This window comes from Fibrella rubiginis (genome assembly GCF_017353185.1).
Classification (GTDB): Bacteria; Bacteroidota; Bacteroidia; order Cytophagales; family Spirosomataceae; genus Fibrella; species Fibrella rubiginis.
Genome location: NZ_JAFMYV010000001.1, coordinates 438,574 through 460,361, shown reverse-complemented (window position 1 = coordinate 460,361; position 21,788 = coordinate 438,574). Strand labels below are relative to the sequence as shown.

Here is a 21,788-nt window from a genome sequence, read left to right as displayed (position 1 = left end):
GTAAAAATGCGGAATTAGCCGTGGCACACTAATTGTATGCTTAAGGAAGCTACTTAGTTTTCGTACAATTACCTGTCACTATTATGCATATATCTACGTTCAAAACGCTTCGGGCGGTAGTCTGGTTGCTCGTTAGCCTGGCGTTCTGCGCTCTTCCCGGTTATGCACAGACTATCTCGGGTACGGTCTACCGTGACTTTAATGGAGACGGTACGTTTGCTGCTGCCACCGCTGAGGTCAAAGAAGTTGGCGTACAGGGAATTGTCGTTACAGCCTACAGCAGTAACAGCAGTACCGCACCCATTTCGGCAACGACATCCAGCACAGGCGGCTACACCCTTACCACCGGCGGCGGCCTATTCCGACTCGAATTTACCAACGTGCCAACAGGTTTTTACGAGACCATGACTGGTGTTGACAACGGCACGGGCATTCGGTTTGCGGCGGGTGGTGACGTAGTCAATCTGGGTGTCAACCGGCCAGCCGAATACTGTCCGCCAAATCCACCTGTGGCTATTCCCTGCTTTTTAATTGGCAAGGGAGCCGTTGATGAAAATGTGGTGGTCACCGTTCCGTATGAAGCATCGGGTATTGACGCGGGTTCCAAACAAATGCTCAACACGCCTTCGCCGGCATCGAGTGCTTCTGCCACGGTGGGTAGCGTCTGGGGTACGGCCTACCGACGTTCAACGGATGATCTGTTCACGGGTGCGTTTATGAAGCGGCACTCGGCTTTTGGCTCTGGCGGACTTGGCGCCATTTACCGCACCAGCAGCGCGTCTACGCCCAGCGCATCAGCCACCAGCCTGTTTGTCACGCTCAACGCTGGCACAGACCCCCATAATACTGCTGATTACTTCAAAGACGAAATTCAGAGCGGAAAGAACCCGTTCGATGCCGTTGGCAAAGTTGGCCTCGGCGACATCGACATCAGTGCTGACGGCAAGTATCTCTACGCAATCAACCTATTTGACAAAAAGCTTTATCGCATTGCCGTCGACGCCGACAATAATGCAGCTACGAATCCCGCTCCTGCCGATATTACGTCCTATGCGTTTCCGGCAACGAGTTGCCCCAGTGGCGTAGGACGTCCGTTCGGCATGGGTATCAACCCCATCACAGGCAACATCTACGCTAGCATTACCTGCGATGGCAGCGCTAACAGTAGTACGAGCACTGCTTCGGGTTTGTCAGCCTCGATTTATGAATTCAACGTCACCACGCTCAGTTTTAATTCGGCGCCAGTCAGTGCTTTCAGCCTGAACTATACACGGGGCGTCATTAATGATGGTCGCCAGGTTTTTGGCACCAAAAGCTGGCACAACTGGATCAGCACCTGGGAGAAAAATGTGTCGCCAAACATTAGCGACATAAACCAGGATTATGGTTTTTATCCGCAGCCGCTGTTGTCGGATATTGTTTTTGATGACGACGGCTCATTGGTGATTGGTATTACTGACCGGTTCTCGCATCAGTTCGTACCGGGCAGCTACGATGCCGTGGGAACTAACCAATATGGAGGTACCATGATTGCCGGTGGCGACATTGTCCGTGCCTGTAATACCGGAACACTAGCCAACCCTATCTATGTGCTGGACCCCTACAACGGGGGATTGTGCGGCACGAATGGCAATGGCACTACGGGCAAAAACAATAATGACAACACACTGTCAATTGCTGAATTCTATTCAGATGAATACATTGATCCATACCACTACGAAACGGCCCTGGGGGGCCTGGCGCTAGTACATGGCAGTGGCCAGGTCGTTACCAGTGTCATGGACCCAGTCAACGTAATTAATACCAACGGTTTTTCGGTATTTAGTAACACTACCGGCGACGAAGTGCGTGATTTTCAGATTGTCCCATCCGGTGAGCTTTTCTCGAAGGGTTCCAGCGTTGGCGATATTGAGATTATGTGTAAAGCCGCGCCCATCGAAATTGGCAACCGGGTCTGGAACGATACGAACAACAACGGCGTACAGGATGCCGGTGAACCACCGATGGCCGGCGTGACCGTAACCCTTAAAGGCCCCGGCTCAACCACCATCGCTACGGCTATCACCAATAGCGCTGGTGAATATTATTTCTCGAACGCAGCGGGTACTCCCACCACGGGCTTTGTGTACAGCCTCACGGGCCTGACCTACGGCGGCAGCTATTCGCTGTGTTTCCCCACCAGTTTCAATACACTGAGCCTGAGCGCCAAAGCCAACGCAGCCACGGGTGCTAATGCCGACGCTATTGACACCGACCCTAACGCGGCAGGCATTATTAGCTTCACGCTGGGACAGGCAGGCCAGAATAACTTCACCTACGATGCCGCCTTCGTCACAACCCCCTTTATCACCACCTCGACGCTCTGCGCCAAAGCTACCCTGATCGTGGGCGACCTGCTGCCAAATGGCGGCGGGCAAACCATGACATTCCCCTTCTCGACCTCTGCCAACAGCACCAACCCAGCGCCTGGCGCGGGAAACCTGAACACAGGCGGTGAAGCACTGGCCGTATCACCCGACAACAAATACGTCTACATCGGCCAGCCGGGGGCCAGCAATGGAGCCAGTCAGGTCAATATTTATGATGCGGTCACTAAAACCTTCGTGTCAAGTTTTACAACCACCGCCTCCCTCTACGATCTGGCAGTCAGTAATAACGGCAATAAGCTCTACGTCACAACGGCCAGAGGGCTTGAAAGCTTCGACGTGACCAACAAAGCTAACCCGGTTGCTTCTGCGGTACTGCTGACGGCGGCCTTCCCGGCCAGTTCAGGTGGGCAGCAGCAGTTGTGGGGCGTTGCGGTTGAACCCGTCACGGGTAACGTGTTCGTGTCGCGGGGGTTTGGCTTCTCGGGGGGCGACAAGGGTGGCATTATTGCCAAAGTGGATGCCAACCTGAGTACAACTCCAACGCTGGTGGCCAATGATCTCAAACGTACGCTGATGGGCATCAAATTTCTGCCCGACGGTTCATTCCTCACGGCGGGTAAAAACAATTTCAACAGCACCGATAACTCAACCCCCGATGCAATTCTGCACTATAAGGCCGATGGCACCTATCTCGACAAGCGCGACGTGGTCATCAGCAACTGGCAGAACTATACCGCTTCAGGGGCCACCTCGTCTACCTCGAATTCCACTCAGGTAAATAAAATTGCCTGCGGTCCCGATGGGAACATCTACGTTACCACGTTTGACGTCTACTGCGTTCTTCGCTACATCGTGAACCCGTCGGCCAGCACAGGGCCGGTCAACACCTGGGAAGTTTATCTTCCAAAACCAGCCGTGGGCAGCGGTAAAGCCTTGGCGTTCCTGTGCGATAATGATGTTACATTCCAGCCCTGCCAGTTGTCGGTGGCTACGCCAACAACTGCCTGCGTCCTAGCCAACAACACCTATAGTATTACAGGTACGATCTCTGTGAGCAGCGCCTCGCCCAACTCGCTGACCGTCAGAGACGGTGCAGTGTCAACGGTAGTGAGCTTGTCAGGCGGGCAAACAACAGCCACCTATAGCCTGACCGGCTTAACGCCGGGTTCGGGCAGCCACACGGTAGTGGTGACCAGCCAGGGCCTGGCCTGTGGCTCGGCGACGGTGGGTTATTCCGCGCCCACTTCCTGCTCAGTAGTACCCATGCCCACCTATGCCCTGGCCAAAACTGTGGATCTCAAGCAGGTAGAAAAAGGCCAGATCGTTACCTACACGATCTCGTTGACCAACACGTCGGGTACCACTGCCACCAGCCTGGTCCTCACCGACGGGCTTAGTTCCAGCGCCGTTACGCTGGTGGGCAGCGCCACCGCCAGTACAGGTACGTTTGCTCCGGGCCTCAGTGGTGGCACCTGGACCATTCCCAGCCTAAGCGGTGGTCAGGTGGCTACGCTGACGTTGAAGGTGCAACTCAATGAAGAGGGCATCATCTACAACACCATCACCCTGCCCGGCCAGCAAACGGCCACCACCTGCGTAAGTGTGCCCGCCCACGTTTGTGCAGGCGAGGTTTTCCAGTTTGACCTGACGGCCCCGGCCAGCTACTCGACTTATCAGTGGAGCCGCAACGGCCAGCCCATTGTGGGCGCTACCACCAGCACCCTCTCGGTTACGGCCGTGGGTGAATATACCGTCGCGGCCACCAGCTTGGGCGGTTGCCCCGACGGCTCATGTTGTCCCTTCATTGTGGTGGCCGACCCCGCTCCGAGTCTGACCGCGCTGGCCGTTTCGGCGCAGTGCATAGGCCAGCTTCCACAGGCCAACGGGGCCATTACGCTGGTGGGTAGCAGCAGCGCATCCCTGAGCTACAACATCACCAAAGCCAGCAGTTTCACAGCCGCCGCTCCTCTGCTGGCCACGCCCCAACCCCTTTCGGCAGTAGTGGGCGGTCTGCTCCTCGGCGGGCAGCCTAACCCCGCCACCCCCCAGGACTACACCATCCGGGTGTATTCGGCCACGGGCTGTTTCAGCGACACGGTGGTGAGGCTGTTGCCTACTACCTGCGTTTGTCCCCCCACTACCTGTGCCCCCTTTGTGGTTAAAAAAACCAAATCGCAGGGTAAAGCCGTGGCACCGTAACCAACCGCATTACAGGCAATTAAAACGGGATAGCCCCGGTACCGCTGTGTAGCGGTACCGGGGCTATCCCGTTTTAGGAGCATCAGCGCGTTAATCAACACCAACTCAACTACGCTGATCGGGCCGACCGGTGATCAACCCGGTTAGGGAGGCTCACTTAGTGAACTCAATAATATGGCTGGAGAGGTACTCGCTCTTTTCGGGCCTGATGTGTTTGGCGTAAAGCCGTGCCCGTTTGCCCAACCGCAGGCAGGTATGCTTATTCGCCACGTCGTCGGGGGTGTTCATGGGCTGCAGCGAGGGATACCACAGAAAATAGCCGGGACGATTAAGCAACAGTTGCGGTTTAGTCCAGTCCTGCGCGTTAAGTGCTTCGCCCAGGTCGGCGTGGGTGTTGAAGGCGATATGGATGCTGCTGCCCGCCCATGATGGCCCCGTTGCCTTGGCCATCAGCATAACCCAACTGTTGAGGTACGTATTCCAGCTCACCGACGGCCCCCAGTGGTAGCCCGCTGCGGGCGATGAGGCCGGCCCGCCCCCCGCCGACGGTGGAATCTGCAGTGCCGCAATGGGTGCTCCTACTCCGTTGTAGGGGGCGTTGAAGCCCTTTCCGTCCCAGCGCCGGGCTTTTCCCTGCGGTTGGTCCAGGTCGGCCAACCTAATTCGGGCTACGCTGATGCACTGCCCGCTTCGCTCTTTGTCGGCATCGTAGGTAGCGGCATTGTAGGTGCCGGGGTAACTGTATTCACCGTAAAAGAGGTAAAGGTAATCGCCGCTAGCCACCGCCGATGGGTCGCCCACGCCACCGGCAAACGTTTTCGATGTGTTTTGCGGCTTCAGGATCAGGCGCGGCTGAAGGTCCTCCAGAAACAGGCCTCTATTTTCCCAATGCCGCCCCCCATCGGTCGATCTCATGATCCCAATCCGGCAAACGGCGGCGGGTGTGGTGGGGCCTGTCAGGCCCTGCGGCCACCGTTCGTTTTTGTATCCCTGCCCCGTAGCAGGGTCATAGGGCAAGGTAGCGGGGTAATTTTCGTTGTGGTAAACGGCATACAGCGTCCTGCCTGACTTGTCGGCGGGTAACTGGTAGATGGTTTCAAACCACACGGCCCCGTGCAGCCCCGGCTGACCAACCGGCACGTTTTTGGGCATCACCGGCTCCGTAAACGCCTCTTTGGGGCTACTAAAGGCCTTTTCGGCGTTGACACCATCGGCGAATTTCAAATCGCGGGCGTTACCCCAGAGTGGATCTTCGCCGTATTTTCCTGGGAAAATGCGGAACGTATCGCCCACCCACGCCTCGGCCATGTTGCAGTCGACGAAGGAATTGAAATAGCGCGTAGGGGCGGGAACTAGCTTAAACGCAGGTGCTGATGGCTGACTCGTTTGGGCTTTTTTGTCAGCCGAACAACGGGCAAACGTGGCAACAGTGGCAGTAACGATCAGGCAGTTTAATAAACGGCAGGTAAGCAGCATAACAAGCGGTTTCCTACGAAACGCACACAACGCCGTTTTCTAACAGTTTAGCGGAGCGTGGTGGCAGTAGGGCTGACGCGTAGCTGATCCCGCGTTAGCAATACGCCACTAGACGGGTCAATCAATTTCGCGCCAGGTTGAGATGGGAGCCAGATCAACGGCAGGCAGTGGTGCTTCAACACTATGGTCAACGGGTACACCGGCAGTGGCCGTTTCTACACCAGCGGGGCGTGGACCACGGTTACGGCGACGTTTCTTGCGGCGGGCTTTTGTCGCAGCATCTTCGGTTGGGGCCTGACCAGTGGGCAACACCTGCACCTCACCATCAGCCGAAGCCTGAGCAACGCCGTTGGCGTCGGTTGGCTTATCGAGTTGTCCTTCAGGACGGGGACCACGACCACGGCGACGATTATTCCGACGGCGACCTTCACGGCCCGCCTCGGTGGGTTGTCCGTCCGTAACCACAGTGGTCTCACCGTCGGGCAACGCCGCAACCTCAGCCGTTTCCGCACGTGCCGCCGGATTAGCGACTGCCACCGCGGGGCGTGGTGCATGACGATCCCGGCTTCCGTCGCGGCCACCTTCCCGACGGCCACCACCCCGGCTGTCGCGGCCACCCCGGCCGTTGCGGCCATTGTCGCGACCCCGGCTGAACGGACCCGGCTCGTCCTTTTCGCCCGCCACCGGACCCGGACCAAAGCCCAGTTCTTCGGTGACAGACAGCCGTTCCAGCTTGCGTTCGATGAGTTTTTCAATCCGACCCAGCTTGTTCATGTCGGCCTCATTCACAAACGTGATGGCAATGCCGGTACTGTTAGCGCGGGCCGTGCGGCCAATACGGTGTACGTAATCTTCGGCGTCGCGCGGCACGTCGTAGTTTACCACGTGGGTAATGTTATCGACGTCGATGCCCCGCGAGAGCACGTCGGTGGCTACTACGATCTGGAGCTGCTTGTTTTTGAATTCACGCAGAACAGCCTCGCGCTCTTCCTGCTCCAGGTCTGAACTAACGCCCTTGGCTACGTAGCCGCGTTTGGCCAGTGCCCGCACAATGGCGTTCACTTCCGACTTGCGCGATGTAAACAGTACCATGCTTTCTACCTCCATCTGACCCATCAGGTGTTCCAGCAAGGGCAGTTTCTGGTGGTCTTTGGCCAGATAGATCCGCTGATCAATCCCCGCCGCGGGCTTCGACACCGATAGCCGGATCTCCTCAGGCTGGTTCAGTATCTGCGCTGCAAACGACCGAATTTTGGCGGGCATCGTAGCCGAAAACAAGAGCGTTTGCCGATTCGCCGGAATCGTTTTCACGATCTTCAGAATATCGTCCGAGAAGCCCATGTCGAGCATCTTGTCGGCTTCGTCGAGCACCAGGTAATTGAGCTTGTCGAAGTTGACATAGCCCATCTGCATGTGCGCGATGAGGCGACCCGGCGTGGCAATAATAATGTCGGCCCCCGTTTCGAGGGCTTTGCGCTGCTTGTCCCAGTCGTCGCCTTTGCCACCGCCGTAGATGGCAATGCTCGTGGCCGACACGAAGTAGCTGAATCCCTCTACCTGATCGTCGATCTGTTTGGCCAGCTCACGCGTGGGCACCAGCACCAGCGTACTGGTGTGGTCGTGTTCGGCGTGGGCAATTTTGTCGAGCAGGGGAATAAGGAACGCCGCCGTTTTGCCGGTGCCGGTCTGGGCGCAGGCGATGAGGTCTTTTCCTTCCTGAATGAGGGGGATGGCCTGCTCCTGAATGGGCGTAGCCTGTTTGTAGTTCATGGCCTCGACACCCGCCCGGAGGTCGTCGTGGAGGCTAAATTCCTGAAAAGTCAAGGTAACAGCTTGGTAAAGTGAATAGGACGCTGACCTTTTCTTCCCGGCCAGCTAACCGCTTGAGTATGAAACAAAGGTAAGCCAAAAGCCGTTCCGGTGGCTTACCGAGGCCGGGCAATACCCTACGCTACGGCTTCGTGTGTATTTTTGGCCGGAAAGCTGGACATCAGACTTTGGACATTATTGATTGAACAGACGTGGTAGCGATCAGGGCACTAAGCGAGATAACTGGCGTGGGCCGCCCCCAGCGTCTGATGCTCTACAGGCTGATATACTGCACCGGTGGTGAACTAGGCCTCACTGTCGACGAAAGCACGTTTACGCTCCGGGCAGGGCAAGTTGTCACCATCACGTCGGGGCAGGTACATGTGGTCAGCAGCCTAACCAAAGCGGAAGGCTTTGTACTTGACTTTACGTTCGATTTTTTCTGCAAAGACGACAACGACATCGAGCTAATTTTTCATAACGGTCTCTTCTGCCATTTCGACCAAAACGAAGTCATTCCTGTCGAGAATCCATTTGTTCATGAACAGCTTGCTACGATCCAGGACGAGCTGCAACGGCAGCCCTATCAGCATCTCATTGCTATTCACAGCCGCATCAAGCTCATCCTGGTAGCTATCAACCGGGCCAAAGTGCAACGGGGCGACGCTATCTGGAAGCCGGATGCGCTGTTTCTCAAATTTCTGGAAACCGTACGAAACAACATTGCGCAGCACTACACGCTGGCGCAGTGCGCCGAACGACTGGGCACTACCGAACTAAAACTAACCGAACTGGCCAAAACGCACACGGGTAAAACGGCGCAGAACGTGATCTATGGCCTGATCGTGTCGGAGGCCAAACGACTGCTCACCTACGAAAACCTATCGGTGAAGGAGGTGGCGTATCAGCTCGGATTTAACGATCCCTTTTACTTCTCGAATTTTTTCAAAAAACAGGTCAATACGTCACCGAAAGCCTATAAGAACCGGTTGTGGCCGTAGATGTTGCATGTTTTTCTCAGCATTGTCTATTTCTCAGCCTACTGACAGACAAGACCTTTGTGGTATTCTTAATCATGAAAACAGGAACGCCATGAACCAACTTGTGCGCAGCCAGCAACTCAACTGGCAACCGCTTATCGAAGCCAATACCAATACACCCCGCATCTCGGTTAAAAGCCTTCGCTACGACGAGGCCACCCAACGCGCCACCACCTTTCTGCTGAAATTTGAGGCGGGAGCGTCGTACCCCAACCACAGCCACCCGGCGGGCGAAGAAGTGTTCGTGCTGGACGGTGAGGTACGGTTTGGGGCCGAACAACTCCGGGTGGGCGATTACCTTTTCACCGCCCCCGGTGCTAAGCACGCCGTCTACTCAAAAACGGGCTGTACCCTGCTGTTTGTCGTGCCGGAAGAAGTTATTCTCCTCTGATAAGCCCATGAACCAGTTTCCCATCTGTACCACCTGTGGCACCCAATACCGCCCCGACCACGCCCCCGAACTGGGTTGCCCCATCTGCCTCGACGACAGGCAGTATGTGCCCGAAACAGGCCAAACGTGGACCAGCCTGAGCGAGTTAGACAAGCATTACAGCGTAATTATTCGGCCATTGCAGGCGCACCTCTACGAGCTAAAAATGGTACCCACGTTTGCCATTGGTCAACGCGCCCTGTTGCTGAAAACACCCGAAGGCAACATCCTCTGGGACTGTATTGCCCTGCTCAATGAGCCAACGGTGGCATTTATCAGGGCCAATGGCGGTCTCAGGGCTATCGCGTTCTCTCATCCTCACTACTACACCACCATGCATGAGTGGGCCGAAACGTTCGATTGTCCGATCTATATCCATGAGCATGATCAGCCGTGGATCTATGGACCACTAGGCCGCGTCCGGTTATGGTCGGGAGCAGAGACCGCGTTATGGTCGGGCGTAAAACTCATCAACGTAGGAGGTCATTTTCCGGAAAGCAGCATCCTGCACGTGCCATTTCTGTCTGCCCATGGGACGCTGCTCTGCGGCGATACGTTCTACATTGCTCCCAGCAAAAGGCACATAGCCGTGATGTACAGCTACCCCAACCGAATTCCGCTACCAATAGCTGAGGTACAGCGCATTAAGGCGCTCATGCAAACCATTCCGTTCGACGCAATGCATGGCTTTTACGATGACCAGAACATAGACCACCACGCCAAAACCCTCTTGTTTACCTCGCTGGACAGATATAGGTAAAGCACATCCCACACGCCCGGCTTTGGTTTGGCAGAGCAAGGTATGTGGAGTGGGAAAGTCGAGAGAAGGCGGGAGGGCTACAAGCAAACACCTACTGCTTCAATACCTTAAACTGACTGCGCCGCCCGTCGGCTTCGGCGGTGAGGATGTAGACCCCCGTGGGTTGCCCGCTCAGGTCGATGCGGTGGCTCAACCGCCCCCCGGCTGGGGTATTGACTGACTCATGCACCTGTCGGCCCGTGGCAGTGGTGAGCACAAAGGCCACCGGGCTGCCCGTGGGCCAGTCGCCCTCAATTTGCAAACCAGCACTAGTGGGGTTAGGAAATACCCGCACCGTTAGTGGCAGGGCGGGTTCGGTGGATAGTAAGACAGAAACGATGATTTGGGTGGTGCCACTGACAGTACCACGGCCACACTGAAGATTGTAGACAGAAGTAAGCTGGAAGCGGATTGTCGTATCTGGCTTAACTGCTAGTACATAAGGGCTTTGGTCTATCCCGTATGACAACGGCCCGACCTGACCAGGATAAGTCACTCGCCAGGGAGGCGTACCCGTTAAGGCTACTGATACACGGGCTGAATCGCCTTTAAAAATGGCCAACGTGCCTGTAAGAGTAGCCGTCGGTACATGCCTGACCATAAAATTTACCGACTCGGATGATCTTGGATCGACGAGCGAAGCGCTCATATGTGCAGGATTACTTGACCCAACCCGAAAGACAAAGCGGTCGCCATCTGGTAAGTCATTGGGCAGAAATATGTATAGACCATCAGATGAGAACTCCTTATTCGGCGCTATTGGCAGTGATCGAAAAACACGGCCCACTGAGTCGGCGATGTAGGCGGTAAAGACATTATCGGACCTAAATGACCCAACTGTCTGCATACTAACCAGATAAGATTGGCCCGTACAGTAGGCGCCATCTAATGTGTTGGGCATTCGAGGGAAAATTATTGCCTCCGACTGAGGCAAAATTGTCACCGACGCTACTCCCGACACGTGTCCCGGCCCACACCGACTTGAGGCATCAACCAGCGAATAACTACCTGATTCAGTAATAGGTACAAGAATTTTATTAGTAGTTCCACCAAAGGGCATCGTAACGGAATTAGTCTGAACACCACTTGGTGTGGCCATTTTATAAGAAAACGTTCCGCCGGCCGTAGAGCTTAGTATCAACTGATTATAGTAGTTTTTATAGATCGCTTTTGATACCGGCGCAAGGCTTAGGCTAACCGGCTTTTGTACGTAAAAAATGGGTGCCTGACTGAACGTGAGCGCGGGTGCTGATGCCCGGCATTCGAGCATGTACGCCCCAGCAACCGGAGCAGCACTGAGCGAGAAAGAAAATGAACCACTTAGCACAGCGGTTTCTTGGACTAGCATTTTGTTAGGCGACTTAGCGTTCGGGTCAAACACGTAGAACGACAGTTTGTTAGTAGCATCGAAATCACCTGTCGCTGTATAAGAAACCGACACCGGTTCGCTCAAGCAGTAGGTTGTTTCTCGCGTGAAAAAATAGGTTAAATCCGGCTTAACTGCCAGCCGGGCAATCTGTCGTTGTTTTGCCGTATTGCCGTTAAACAGTGTAGGGGCTGACCTGGGTTGAATCGATTGTGCGTAGCCAAGCAATGGCCGTAAAACAAACAGTACTACCAGCAAATAGTAGTTTTTCATGGTAATGAATAAAGCGACTAGGAACACATAGATAAGCAAAATTAATTGTGTCAGGCAGAGGGTTGTCCGACGTATTCTTCCCTTCTTTCCCTTACTGTTTCAACACCTTGAACTGACTGCGCCGCCCGTCGGCTTCGGCGGTGAGGATGTAGACCCCCGTGGGTTGCCCGCTCAGGTCGATGCGGTGGCTCAACCGCCCCCCGGCTGGGGTATTGACTGACTCATGCACCTGTCGGCCCGTGGCAGTGGTGAGCACAAAGGCCACCGGGCTGCCCGTAGGCCAGTCGCCCTCAATTTGCAAACCAGCACTAGTGGGGTTAGGAAATACCCGCACCGTCAGCGGTAGGGCGGGTTCGGTGGATAGTAAGACAGCGACCGTAACCAGTGCGGTGCCAGTGGCCGTGCCCGCACCACACTGGCTGTCGCGTACGTCTGTAAGCCGATAGCCAATGTCAGCATCGGGTTTTACGATCAGTTCAAACGGCGATTTAGTGGTGGTAAAAACGCGGGGACCAAACAAATCGGTGATGGTCAGTTGCCAGGGAGGTGTGCCGGTCAGGGCCACGCTAATTTTAGTAGAATCACCCTTAAAAATGGACGAGTTACCGCTGAGCGTTCCCGTTGGCGACTGCCTGATACTAACCGGTTGAAAAAGCGAAGCACCCAGATGAGCCGGAGCAGACGACCCTACGCGCAACACATACCGGTCGCCCACCGGCAGAGTAGCCAGAATCGTGACGGTGATTTGGGTTGGGCTGCTAAGCGTGGGGAGCACCTGCTGACTGCTGCCTGTTGAATCGAACAGGTAGGCAGTGAAGGCATTGGTTGTGCTAAACACCCCCGTCGTACGCAGGTAAACTATATACTGTCTTCCTGTGCAATAAGGACCACCGAAAAGTTCGGGACGGATGGTAACGCTGGCGTCGGGCAGTACCGAAAACGACGCACTACCCGTAGCCCGCCCCGGGCCGCACACGTTGGAAACACCCACAATAGAGTAGCTGCCCGACTGGGTCAGTGTCACGGGTATGTCTGTCAGCCCTGAAAAGGCCGCAATAACCGACTGGCTGCCAGGGCCCGCCAGGGTCAATGAATAGGGGCGTGCGTTGGAGCCGACCACACGAATAAAGGACGGATCGTTGGCGTAAACCACGCGTGTACCTGATAACAGCGTAGCACTGATGGGGCCATCAACATCCAGCGTGAAGCCGTAGAGGGTGGTCTTCGGTGCCGACGTTTCTACCCGGACGTAGTATGAACCAGCCTGTAACGCCGGATTTAACGAGAAAGAAACCACCCCGCTCAGCGCCGTCGACTCCCCCAGTGCCACCGCAGAACCAGACATTATTCCACTCGGCACAAGGGCAAATGACAACTTGTTGCCAGCCTCATAGTCACCGGCGGCAACGTAGGTGAACGATACCGCTTCACCTACACAGGCCTGGTATTTGCTCAGGCGGAGTTGTGCCAGATAAGGCTTTTCAGAGATCGTGACGCTGCCCTGGCCCGTGCCATAACCGCAGGTGTTGTATGCACTCACAATGCTGAACGTACCTGGCTGAGTAACAAAAACGGCTCCGCCCGGCCCAAAAATTGACACCGGATAAACCGTTTTCCCATTCGACACCACCACCGACGCCTCGGTATATGGATCGGTTACGTTCAGTTGAACAGTAGTGCTCAGCGACCGGTCCAGTTGCACAACCGAGGCGTTATTAGGGCCGGTTAAGGCTACCGTGGGAGTCGATCTGATCAGTAATTTGGTTGGTGCTGCAAGGCCTGCCACCAGCCCGTTGTCCTGATAGGCCACCCGATAATAGACGCTTTTATTGGCCAGCGATGGGGAGAGTGTAGCGGTCAGCGGACTAACCAGCCCCGAGGTGGGTAACGTTGTCCACGTAAGCTGATCGTCGGACACCTGCACCACATACGATACACTGGTGGGAACGTTACCCACATGCTTAAAGGGCACCAGCAACGGCGTTTGTACACAGGCCGATATACCCGCGTTTCCGGTTGTGAGCAGCGTTGCTACCACATTAACCTGCTGGCTGGACGTGCTGGTTGTAGACAGGCCACAACCATCGGTCACGCGTTTTATGGCGTAGGTGGTATTGACAGTAGGCTGATAGGTGGTTTGTATGGTGTTGTTTCTGAGTATGCCCCGCCTACCGTCGGCCAGTTCGTAAGTAAACGGACCTCGCCCCAGAATCGTGTACAGGGCCTTTACTGTCTGCCCCGCCACCACTGTTACTGACGATCCGGCGGTGGAGATACCGCTGGGGGCCTGCAGGGTAACGCCGGCACTGAGCGGCGCATAATCGACATAATAGGTGATTTCAGTACTGCGGGTCACCGGGTCGGTGGTGGCCACCCGCACCCGGTAGTAACCGTTTTGCGTGGGCAATGTCAGCGAAATCGGCTCCGTTTTTGTCAACGACATCAGCGGCGTGGTGATGAATGTGCCTAGTCCGTCAGATAGCTCAAGCCTGAACTGGTTGTTGGGGCCAAACGTGCCTGTAGGCGTTGCGTTGAGCCATACCTGCGCCCCAGGGCAGGACGTGTATATGGTATTGCCCACTGTGCTGGCCGACCGAAGCGTAACTCCGGTGGACAGCACGCCACTGTTTTGCACGGTGACGGTGGTTGTTTTGTCGGAAGCAATCCCACCGCATTCATTGCTTACCGACGCCACCGAAAACGTGGTTGTACCCGCAACGATGACCTCAATAGAGCCACCCATGGATAAAATCGGCCCTGAGAAATCGCGATCCATCAGTGATAATCGTACGCCGGTGTTCAGCAGCACGGTGGTGTTCCCACCGCCCGTGATGGTGTAACCCAGCGAATTATAACCCGGAGAAGACTGGAGATATGTTGGATACGAAAACGAAAATGAGGCCTTTGTTTTTATCCTTAATGGCAATGCGGCTTTAGACAGCACTGAATCAGCCCGGTCTTTAAACGTCAGCCGTATTTCCTGACTTTGAACGGGCGTGGTCGACACCGGTGACGTAAACACAAGCTGACCGGGTTTAGTGGCAACAACGTCGGCTGGGCTACCATTGTCAAATCGTACCTGTAGATTAGACGGCGGCGAATACCCTGGCGAGGCAGTGTAGTAGAGCGTTACGGGTTGTCCGGCGCACACCTCGCTCGTTGAAAGTGAGTCAATCCGGAGGCCCGGTCCCACCTGCACCCTTGCGGCACGACTGTCGTAGCTGATACCATCGGCGCAGGCACCCGCAAATGACACAATGCTGTATGACGTTGTGACACCGGGCTTTACCGTTACGAGCGCCTGGGTACCATAGCCACCGCGATTACCAAAAACCGAAACCACCTGACCATCGCTGAGCAACACGTCACCCCCCGACAAACTGGTTGCACTAAGGGTAAGGGTGGCCTGTCCGCCGAACGGAACACCACCGGGTCCCGTCAGCGACAGCCGGGGCGGGGCGTCAAACGTGAATAAAGACCGGTCCCGATACCAGGCCGACAAACCGGCGGACCGCGAAAAAATGCGCAGTCGATAACTAGCCGCCGGGTTTGTCTCTAGTGGCGTTGGCAACGTGACCAGCAATGGACTTGCCGTACCGCTCACTTTTACCGGTATAGTCTGATCAGTAGAGGACAGCCCCACCAGTTCACCCTCAAAGGTGGTGTTGGGTGGTAATGGACCGTCGGCGGAGTAGTAGACCGGCAACTGCTTACCATAGCATACCGCTTCGCCGTTGGTCGACAATAGCCTGAATCCTACCGGGTTAACACTAACTATTGCGCTCCCGCTTGCCGGACCGGTGCCGCAGCTGTTCTGCACACGCGCCAGGCGATAGGTGGTTGTGCGGGCCGGTGCCACCGGTATGGCGAAACTGCTGCTGTAGACATCATAGTTAACAATTCGGGTGCTATCCTGTAAGGTAAGCGTATAACTGCCTCCGCCTGAAAGAGACACCCGCAGGTTAACAGGTGTGTAGGGGTTTACGGGTTCGCCCTCTGTCGAACTACCCGTGAGTTGCGCCGTTGGGGTACGGTTTGCCATAAATGAACTGCTGCTGGAGCTGAACACCAATGGCTTTTGAGCCACTATCCGAATCACGTAGCTATTGATGGTGTTGAGCGAAGCGGGCAAGGTTACAGAAGCAGGGCTGCTCACAAACGATCCCGGCAGGTCGATGAAGCTGTTGCCGTAGTCACTCGATAATTGCGCCCTGAACGTATTGTCGGTGGCAAACGAGCCTGACGTGGTAAAGGACACGCTAATAACTGATCCCGCACATGGGTTACCGGCGGGCACAACGGGATAGCCAATCGTTTGTGTCCAACCCGAAAAAGGCAGCAGCAGGCTAATCAACAGTACGAAAAATGAGTAGCGTTTTTTCATAAAGAAGAGCTATCAAGGCAAAGCGAAAAGTAATCCCGGCAATTTTTTTGTGGCACGGGTTGTGAGTAATGAGCAACCAGCCACATAAAATAAGCAAAAATCCGTGATGACGATCATTCGAAAATGATCGTCATCACGGATTAACAGGCGAATCAGGCAGGCTATTACTGTTTCAGCACTTTGAACTGGCTGCGCCGTCCTTCCTGCTCAGTTGTGAGGATGTATAGACCCGTAGGCAAGCCGCTGAGGTCGATGCGGTGTTGCAACAGACCCTGCCGCACCTCGCCGACCGACTGATGCACCAGCGAACCCGTCACGGTATGCAGGCCAACGGCTACCTCGCCCCGACCCGGCATCTGGCCTTCAAGCTGTAGCACGCCCGCCGTGGGGTTGGGCCAAACCCGCACCGTCAGCGACAACACCGGTTCGGTAGCCAACAGCGGCGATACGCTGATCTGGGCGGTACCCGTAGCCGTACCCACCCCGCACTGGGCGTTGCGTACTTCCGTCAGGCGGTAACTGGTGGTAGTATCGGGCCGTACGGTCAACACATAAGGCGAGGTAGCGGCGGTATAGCTACGGGGGCCAGCCTTGTCGGCGATGGTTAACTGCCAGGGTGCGGTACCCGTCAGCGCTATCGATACCCGCGCCGAATCACCTTTGTAGACCGAAGTAGCACCCGTAATGAGGGCCGTCGGCGACGGCTGGACACTGAGATTCTGCATCAGCGACGCACCCAGGTGTTCGGGGCTGCTAGACCCTACCCGTAACGTGTATCTGTCGCCAGTGCGCAAACTGGCCGGCACCGTAACCGTGAGTTGGTTGGGACCATATACCGTGGGCAGTGCCACCTGATTGCCACCCGTAGAATCAGCCAGGTAGGCCGTGAAGACGTTAGAGGGGTTAAAAGCGCCTGTCGTATTTAGGTTAATGACATACTGTTTATCATAGCAATAGAACCGGCTGCTGGCAACGGGCCGGATGGTAACGTCGCCCACTGGGATAGCCACCAACGATACCGTACCGGTTGCCTTACCCACCCCGCACTGACTCGACACCCCTACGACAGAGTAGCTACCCGGCTGCCACGTGGCCAGCGGAACGGCGTTGGTGAATTCACCCGTCAGCACGACCTGGTTTGTGGGTGTAGCCAGCGTTAGGGTATACGGTCCTGTGTTGCCTGATGTTGTGATGGCCAGGCTGGGTGAATCGGTGGCATAAACGGCTTTTGTTCCCGACATCAGCGACACACTAACCGGGGTGCGTACCGTGAGCACCGAACCAACAAAGGTTCTTGCGGGTGCCGACGTTACGTACTGAACGGTATAGTTGCCGGCGCGCAGGGCGGGGTTCAGGGTTAGTGAGTACCCCCCGTTCAGCGTGGTAGTTTCGGTCAGTAGGGTTCTATCGGTAGGATTGTCGGTATTGACTAAGTAGATAGAGACTATGTTATCAGGGTCGTAGGCTCCACCCAGCGCGTAAGACAACGAGGTCGATTCGCCCGTGCAACCACTGGTTTTGCTCAGCGTTGATGCGGCCAGATAAGGCTTTTCTATTACCCGAACCACGCCCTGTACGGTTCCATAGCCGCACTCATTGTAGGTACCGGCAAGGCTGTAGGTGCCCGGCTGGCTCACAAACAGCGACTGGCTGGTGGTAGACGTGTTTATGATCTGGCTTGTTGACCCGTAGACAAGAATCGTTGTACCGGTAGTTAGAGCATCCGATAATTTCAATTCAGCTCTGGCAGCGCTACTTCGGTCGAGTTCAACAACGGTTGTATTGTTTGGCCCGGTCAACGTCACGCTTGGCAGCGCACTAACTTTAAGCTGAGTTGTATAAGTGGCCGGAATCCACTCGCCATCCAGCAGATAGGCTACCCGGCAGTTCACCTGCTTGCCAGCCATGCTAGCCGGGAAGTAGGTAGTCAGCGGGCTAGCCGTACCTGACGTGGGTAATGTCTGCCAGTTACTCTGACCATTCACAGTAGCCTGCACTACGTACGACACGCTGGCTGGCTGGTATCCCGATGCGACAAACTCTACCCGAACCGGCGACCCCACGCAGGCGTCGCCAGCCCGGTAGGTGAGCAGACGCAATGGCCGGACAGTAAGGTTGACCTGCCCCCCCACGGCTGTCGTTGACACACCACACAAGTCTGTCACTTGTTTGACCGCATAAGTGTTTGTCGTTTTAGGCTGGAAGTATCGGTCCGCACGAGCATAAATGCTGGTAGCCTCAGACGGGTCCACCGATACACCATCTGAAAAGTCGAACCGGGCTGGTGCCCGTCCTTCGATTGAATAGACAGCAGATAGGTATTCGTCAGGCCCTAATGTTATTGATATAGGCTGGCTGTTTACACTCTTCAATATACCGCTGGCAGACTGTACCGATGCGGCAACCAGTGGCGAAGGTGTGCTGATGCTGTAATATCCCTGCGCGCTACGAATAACAGGGTTTGTACTCGACACCCGCACCAAGTACTTCCCAGGCGTACTGGGTAGGGTAAATAGCCTGCTTTCTGCTTTTGAAAACGATTGAATAACAGTCCACGATGAGCCGATTGTTTGATCTCCCAACTCGATCTGAAATTGGTTATCGTCGGCAAACGTGCCACTGGAGGTAATATTCAACCATTCCTGGGCACCTGGACAGAAATAAGACTGTCCTCGGTTGTTTGGGCTTATGTATAGGGCTGGAGAGGTCGTAGTGGCATTTCGAAACGCAACTGTTGTGGAAGCAGACAAGGGCATTGTACCACAAGCATTGCTAACTGACACTGTTGAGTAGCTTGTTGTGCTGGCCGTATACACCCGCAGAAAATTGCCGGCATTGTTAAAGTAACCTCCTTGTATTATCGATTTTGTCCCGTCGCTTAACGCGATTGTCATTGTGCCACCACCAAATGCTTGAATCTCCAGAAATTGATCACCAGGTGCGGAAGCCGTTTGCAACGGCTTCGAGAACATAAGTTGAGGAACTGTATTGATTACCAAATTCGACCTGAACATCATTAATAGTGTGTCAACTGCAGCGTCTCTCAATTCAATAACTATACCTGATCTGGCCACCATCGTTGGAGGAGGTACAAACGTTACTTGACCGGCTTTGGTGGCGGTCACCTCGGCCACCACTCCGGGGTCTGACTCGTACCAACTCTTCAACCGGACCGACAACTGGTCTGGCACCCTATAGCCCGGTTTGGTGCTATAATAAAGCGTAACAGGCTGCCCTGCGCATACCATTTTTGTGGAAAGAGAATCCGCCAGCATAGACGGCTTTATGACCCTAGTTACACGATTAATAAAACGGGCGCTTTGGCTACAAGCCCCTGTGTAGGACACAAGACTATAAGACGTGATTGGGCTGTTGGCGTCTACTCGAAACGAAGGGTATGTGTTAGAGAGCCAAACTGTTTCTCCATTACTCAACAGCGCGCTTCCACCCTCCAAACCCGTATAGCTTATTGGAGCAGCCACGCTGGTCACGCCCGGTGCAAAGCTAACCGACTGAGGCATGGCAATGCGTGCCGGATAAGTCAGGTAGACACCCAGGGCCGGGTTATAGTAGCCCGACACCCCAGCCGTCCGAGAGAAAATCCGCAGTTGATATCCATACGGAAGCGGGCCAGGCGACTCCGCAGGCAGGGTTATCTGTAGGGGACTCGACGAGCCAGTGACGGGCAACTTGGTAATGCTGTTATTGTCCCGTTCGTTGATCAGTTCAGCCTCAAAAACGGTGTTAGCGGGCAGCGGACCACTGGTTGTAAAGTAAATGGGTACTGTTGAACCAAGGCAAAACATCTCACTGGGACGTACCTGAAGATTGAAGCCCACTGTATTTACGGCCACTGCCACGCTACCACTCACCGGCCCCGTGCCGCAGGCATTACGCACACTGGCCAGCCGGTAGGTAGTTGACTGAGCTGGTCGTACCGGAAGTGTAACCGAGACATCGTCCTCTGGCTTGATAAACTGGGTACTGTCTTGCAGCGTGACGGTATAGGGACCACCACCCGTGAGTGTCATCTGTAAATTAATTGCCGAATAGGGATTGATTGGGCCAGTCAGTGAACTGCCTGTCAGTTGAGCCGATGGCAGTGAAACAAGCTTAAACACATCGCTGGGGTTACTGACTACCTGCGGCTGGCTGGCTACCACCCGGTACACGTAGCCGCCAGCCCCTGTAACCGCCGCCGGTAGCGTAACCAACACCGGGCTACTCGCCGACGATTCTGGCAAATCGATATAGTTAGCTCCTTTATCGGCTGACAGCTGCACCTTAAAGACGTTTCCTGGTCCAAACGTCCCCGTTGTGGTAAATGAGATGCTAACGGCCGCGCCACCACAATAGGCACCTGACGGGGCATTTGTCAGTGAAATAGACTGGGCCCATCCTGCCACCGACAGTAGTAAACAGAACAGGCACAAAAGTGAGGAGTAGGCGTTTTTCATACAGGGAGAAGTGACGTGAGTAGACTATCACACTAGCAAATAGCTACAAATAGCGTGCTGAATTTGTCGGGTTAAAGTAGAAATAAAGCGATCACGAAATATAAAAAAAACAACATTTCTTAGTGCATAGCTACTATAAAAAAGGGTACTTTATTCATCAAGGCAGGCTCTTTGCCTTTCTGCAACGGCAAATTGCTCCCTTCCTGCAGCTTCTTCCCCTATCTTTGCCCCCTCAAAAATTAACACCATGGCATCATCCATTCGCATTGCGCTCCAGAAATCGGGACGCCTCAGCGAAGATTCATATCAGTTGTTTAAGGCCTGTGGCATCCGGTTCGACTACGGCACGGGCAAGCTCAAATCCGTTTCGTCTAACTTCCCCGCCGAATTTCTTTTCCTGCGCGACGATGATATTCCGGGCTATGTAGAAGATGGCGTGGCCGACCTCGGCATTGTCGGCGAAAACGTGTCCGTCGAAACCGGGCGGCAGGTGACTACGGTGCATAAACTGGGCTTCTCGAAATGCCGCTTATCCATTGCCATACCGCGCGGCGACGTCTATAACGGCATCAGTGATTTGCAGGGCAAAAACATCGCCACCTCCTACCCCAACCTGCTGGGCAAATACCTAACCGGTGAGGGTGTACAAGCTCATATCCACGAGATCAGCGGGTCGGTAGAGATTGCACCGAGCATTGGCCTGGCCGAAGCTGTCTGCGACATTGTATCGTCGGGAAGTACGCTGATGAGCAACGGGTTGAAAGAAGTGGAAACCATTTTTCGGTCTGAGGCCGTGATGATTGCCCACGCCAGTTTGTCATCGGATAAACAGGCGTTATTGGATCAGTTGCTGTTTCGTATCAACGCGGTGCAGGCGGCCAAAAACAACAAATACATTGTACTGAACGCCCCCAATACAGCTATTCCGGCTATTGCCAAACTCCTGCCGGGCATGAAGGCTCCCACCGTAACGCCCCTGGCCACCGAGGGCTGGAGTTCGGTACATTCGGTCATCAACGAGAACGCGTTCTGGGAAAACATCGAAGCCATCCGCGCCGCCGGGGCCGAAGGCATCCTGGTCGTACCTATTGAGAAAATGATTAACTAAAAAACGGTTAGACGACTTGCTTCGGTAGGCAATCGATAAGTGATTGACTGGTACAGCACCTATCCGTTTTTGTCATTA

The 21,788-nt window shown here is 55.0% G+C and carries 10 protein-coding genes; 5 read left to right on the top strand and 5 right to left on the bottom strand.

Annotated elements, in window-relative coordinates; all coding sequences use genetic code 11:
* The first annotated feature begins 83 nt into the window (after positions 1-83).
* Positions 84-4,568 carry an SdrD B-like domain-containing protein gene (locus J2I47_RS01800; protein ID WP_207362832.1) on the top strand — a complete coding sequence of 1,495 codons (4,485 nt, stop codon included), beginning with the start codon at positions 84-86 and terminating at the stop codon, positions 4,566-4,568.
* A gap of 153 nt (positions 4,569-4,721) precedes the next feature.
* Here J2I47_RS01800 and J2I47_RS01795 read toward each other — a convergent pair whose 3' ends face one another.
* Positions 4,722-6,044, bottom strand: coding sequence for a glycoside hydrolase family 183 protein (locus J2I47_RS01795; protein ID WP_207362831.1), 1,323 nt, complete (start codon positions 6,042-6,044; stop codon positions 4,722-4,724).
* Between the two features lie 117 nt (positions 6,045-6,161).
* Complete coding sequence (locus tag J2I47_RS01790; RefSeq protein WP_310587607.1) at positions 6,162-7,868, bottom strand: DEAD/DEAH box helicase; 1,707 nt, start codon at positions 7,866-7,868, stop codon at positions 6,162-6,164.
* Between the two features lie 254 nt (positions 7,869-8,122).
* Here J2I47_RS01790 and J2I47_RS01785 point away from each other — a divergent pair, with 254 nt between their 5' ends.
* The 3 genes from J2I47_RS01785 (at position 8,123) to J2I47_RS01775 (ending at position 10,083) form a co-directional block, all read left to right on the top strand.
* Entirely contained in the window at positions 8,123-8,854 is a 732-nt protein-coding gene (locus tag J2I47_RS01785; RefSeq protein ID WP_207362830.1) for a helix-turn-helix domain-containing protein, read from the top strand.
* A 91-nt stretch (positions 8,855-8,945) separates the two neighbouring features.
* Positions 8,946-9,284 carry a cupin domain-containing protein gene (locus J2I47_RS01780; protein WP_207362829.1) on the top strand — a complete coding sequence of 113 codons (339 nt, stop codon included), beginning with the start codon at positions 8,946-8,948 and terminating at the stop codon, positions 9,282-9,284.
* Positions 9,285-9,291: 7 nt separating this feature from the next.
* Complete coding sequence (locus J2I47_RS01775) at positions 9,292-10,083, top strand: MBL fold metallo-hydrolase (protein WP_207362828.1); 792 nt, start codon at positions 9,292-9,294, stop codon at positions 10,081-10,083.
* Between the two features lie 91 nt (positions 10,084-10,174).
* Here J2I47_RS01775 and J2I47_RS01770 read toward each other — a convergent pair whose 3' ends face one another.
* From J2I47_RS01770 to J2I47_RS01760, 3 genes are all read right to left on the bottom strand, one after another.
* Entirely contained in the window at positions 10,175-11,470 is a 1,296-nt protein-coding gene (locus J2I47_RS01770) for a T9SS type A sorting domain-containing protein (protein ID WP_207362827.1), read from the bottom strand.
* 382 nt (positions 11,471-11,852) lie between these two features.
* Positions 11,853-16,145 carry a T9SS type A sorting domain-containing protein gene (locus J2I47_RS01765; protein WP_207362826.1) on the bottom strand — a complete coding sequence of 1,431 codons (4,293 nt, stop codon included), beginning with the start codon at positions 16,143-16,145 and terminating at the stop codon, positions 11,853-11,855.
* Between the two features lie 164 nt (positions 16,146-16,309).
* Complete coding sequence (locus J2I47_RS01760) at positions 16,310-20,602, bottom strand: T9SS type A sorting domain-containing protein (RefSeq protein WP_207362825.1); 4,293 nt, start codon at positions 20,600-20,602, stop codon at positions 16,310-16,312.
* A gap of 247 nt (positions 20,603-20,849) precedes the next feature.
* Between J2I47_RS01760 and hisG the strand changes: the two genes are divergently transcribed.
* The gene (gene hisG / locus J2I47_RS01755) at positions 20,850-21,710 is read left to right on the top strand and encodes an ATP phosphoribosyltransferase (protein ID WP_207362824.1); all 861 of its coding nucleotides are present in this window, start codon (positions 20,850-20,852) and stop codon (positions 21,708-21,710) included.
* Positions 21,711-21,788: the final 78 nt, after the last annotated feature.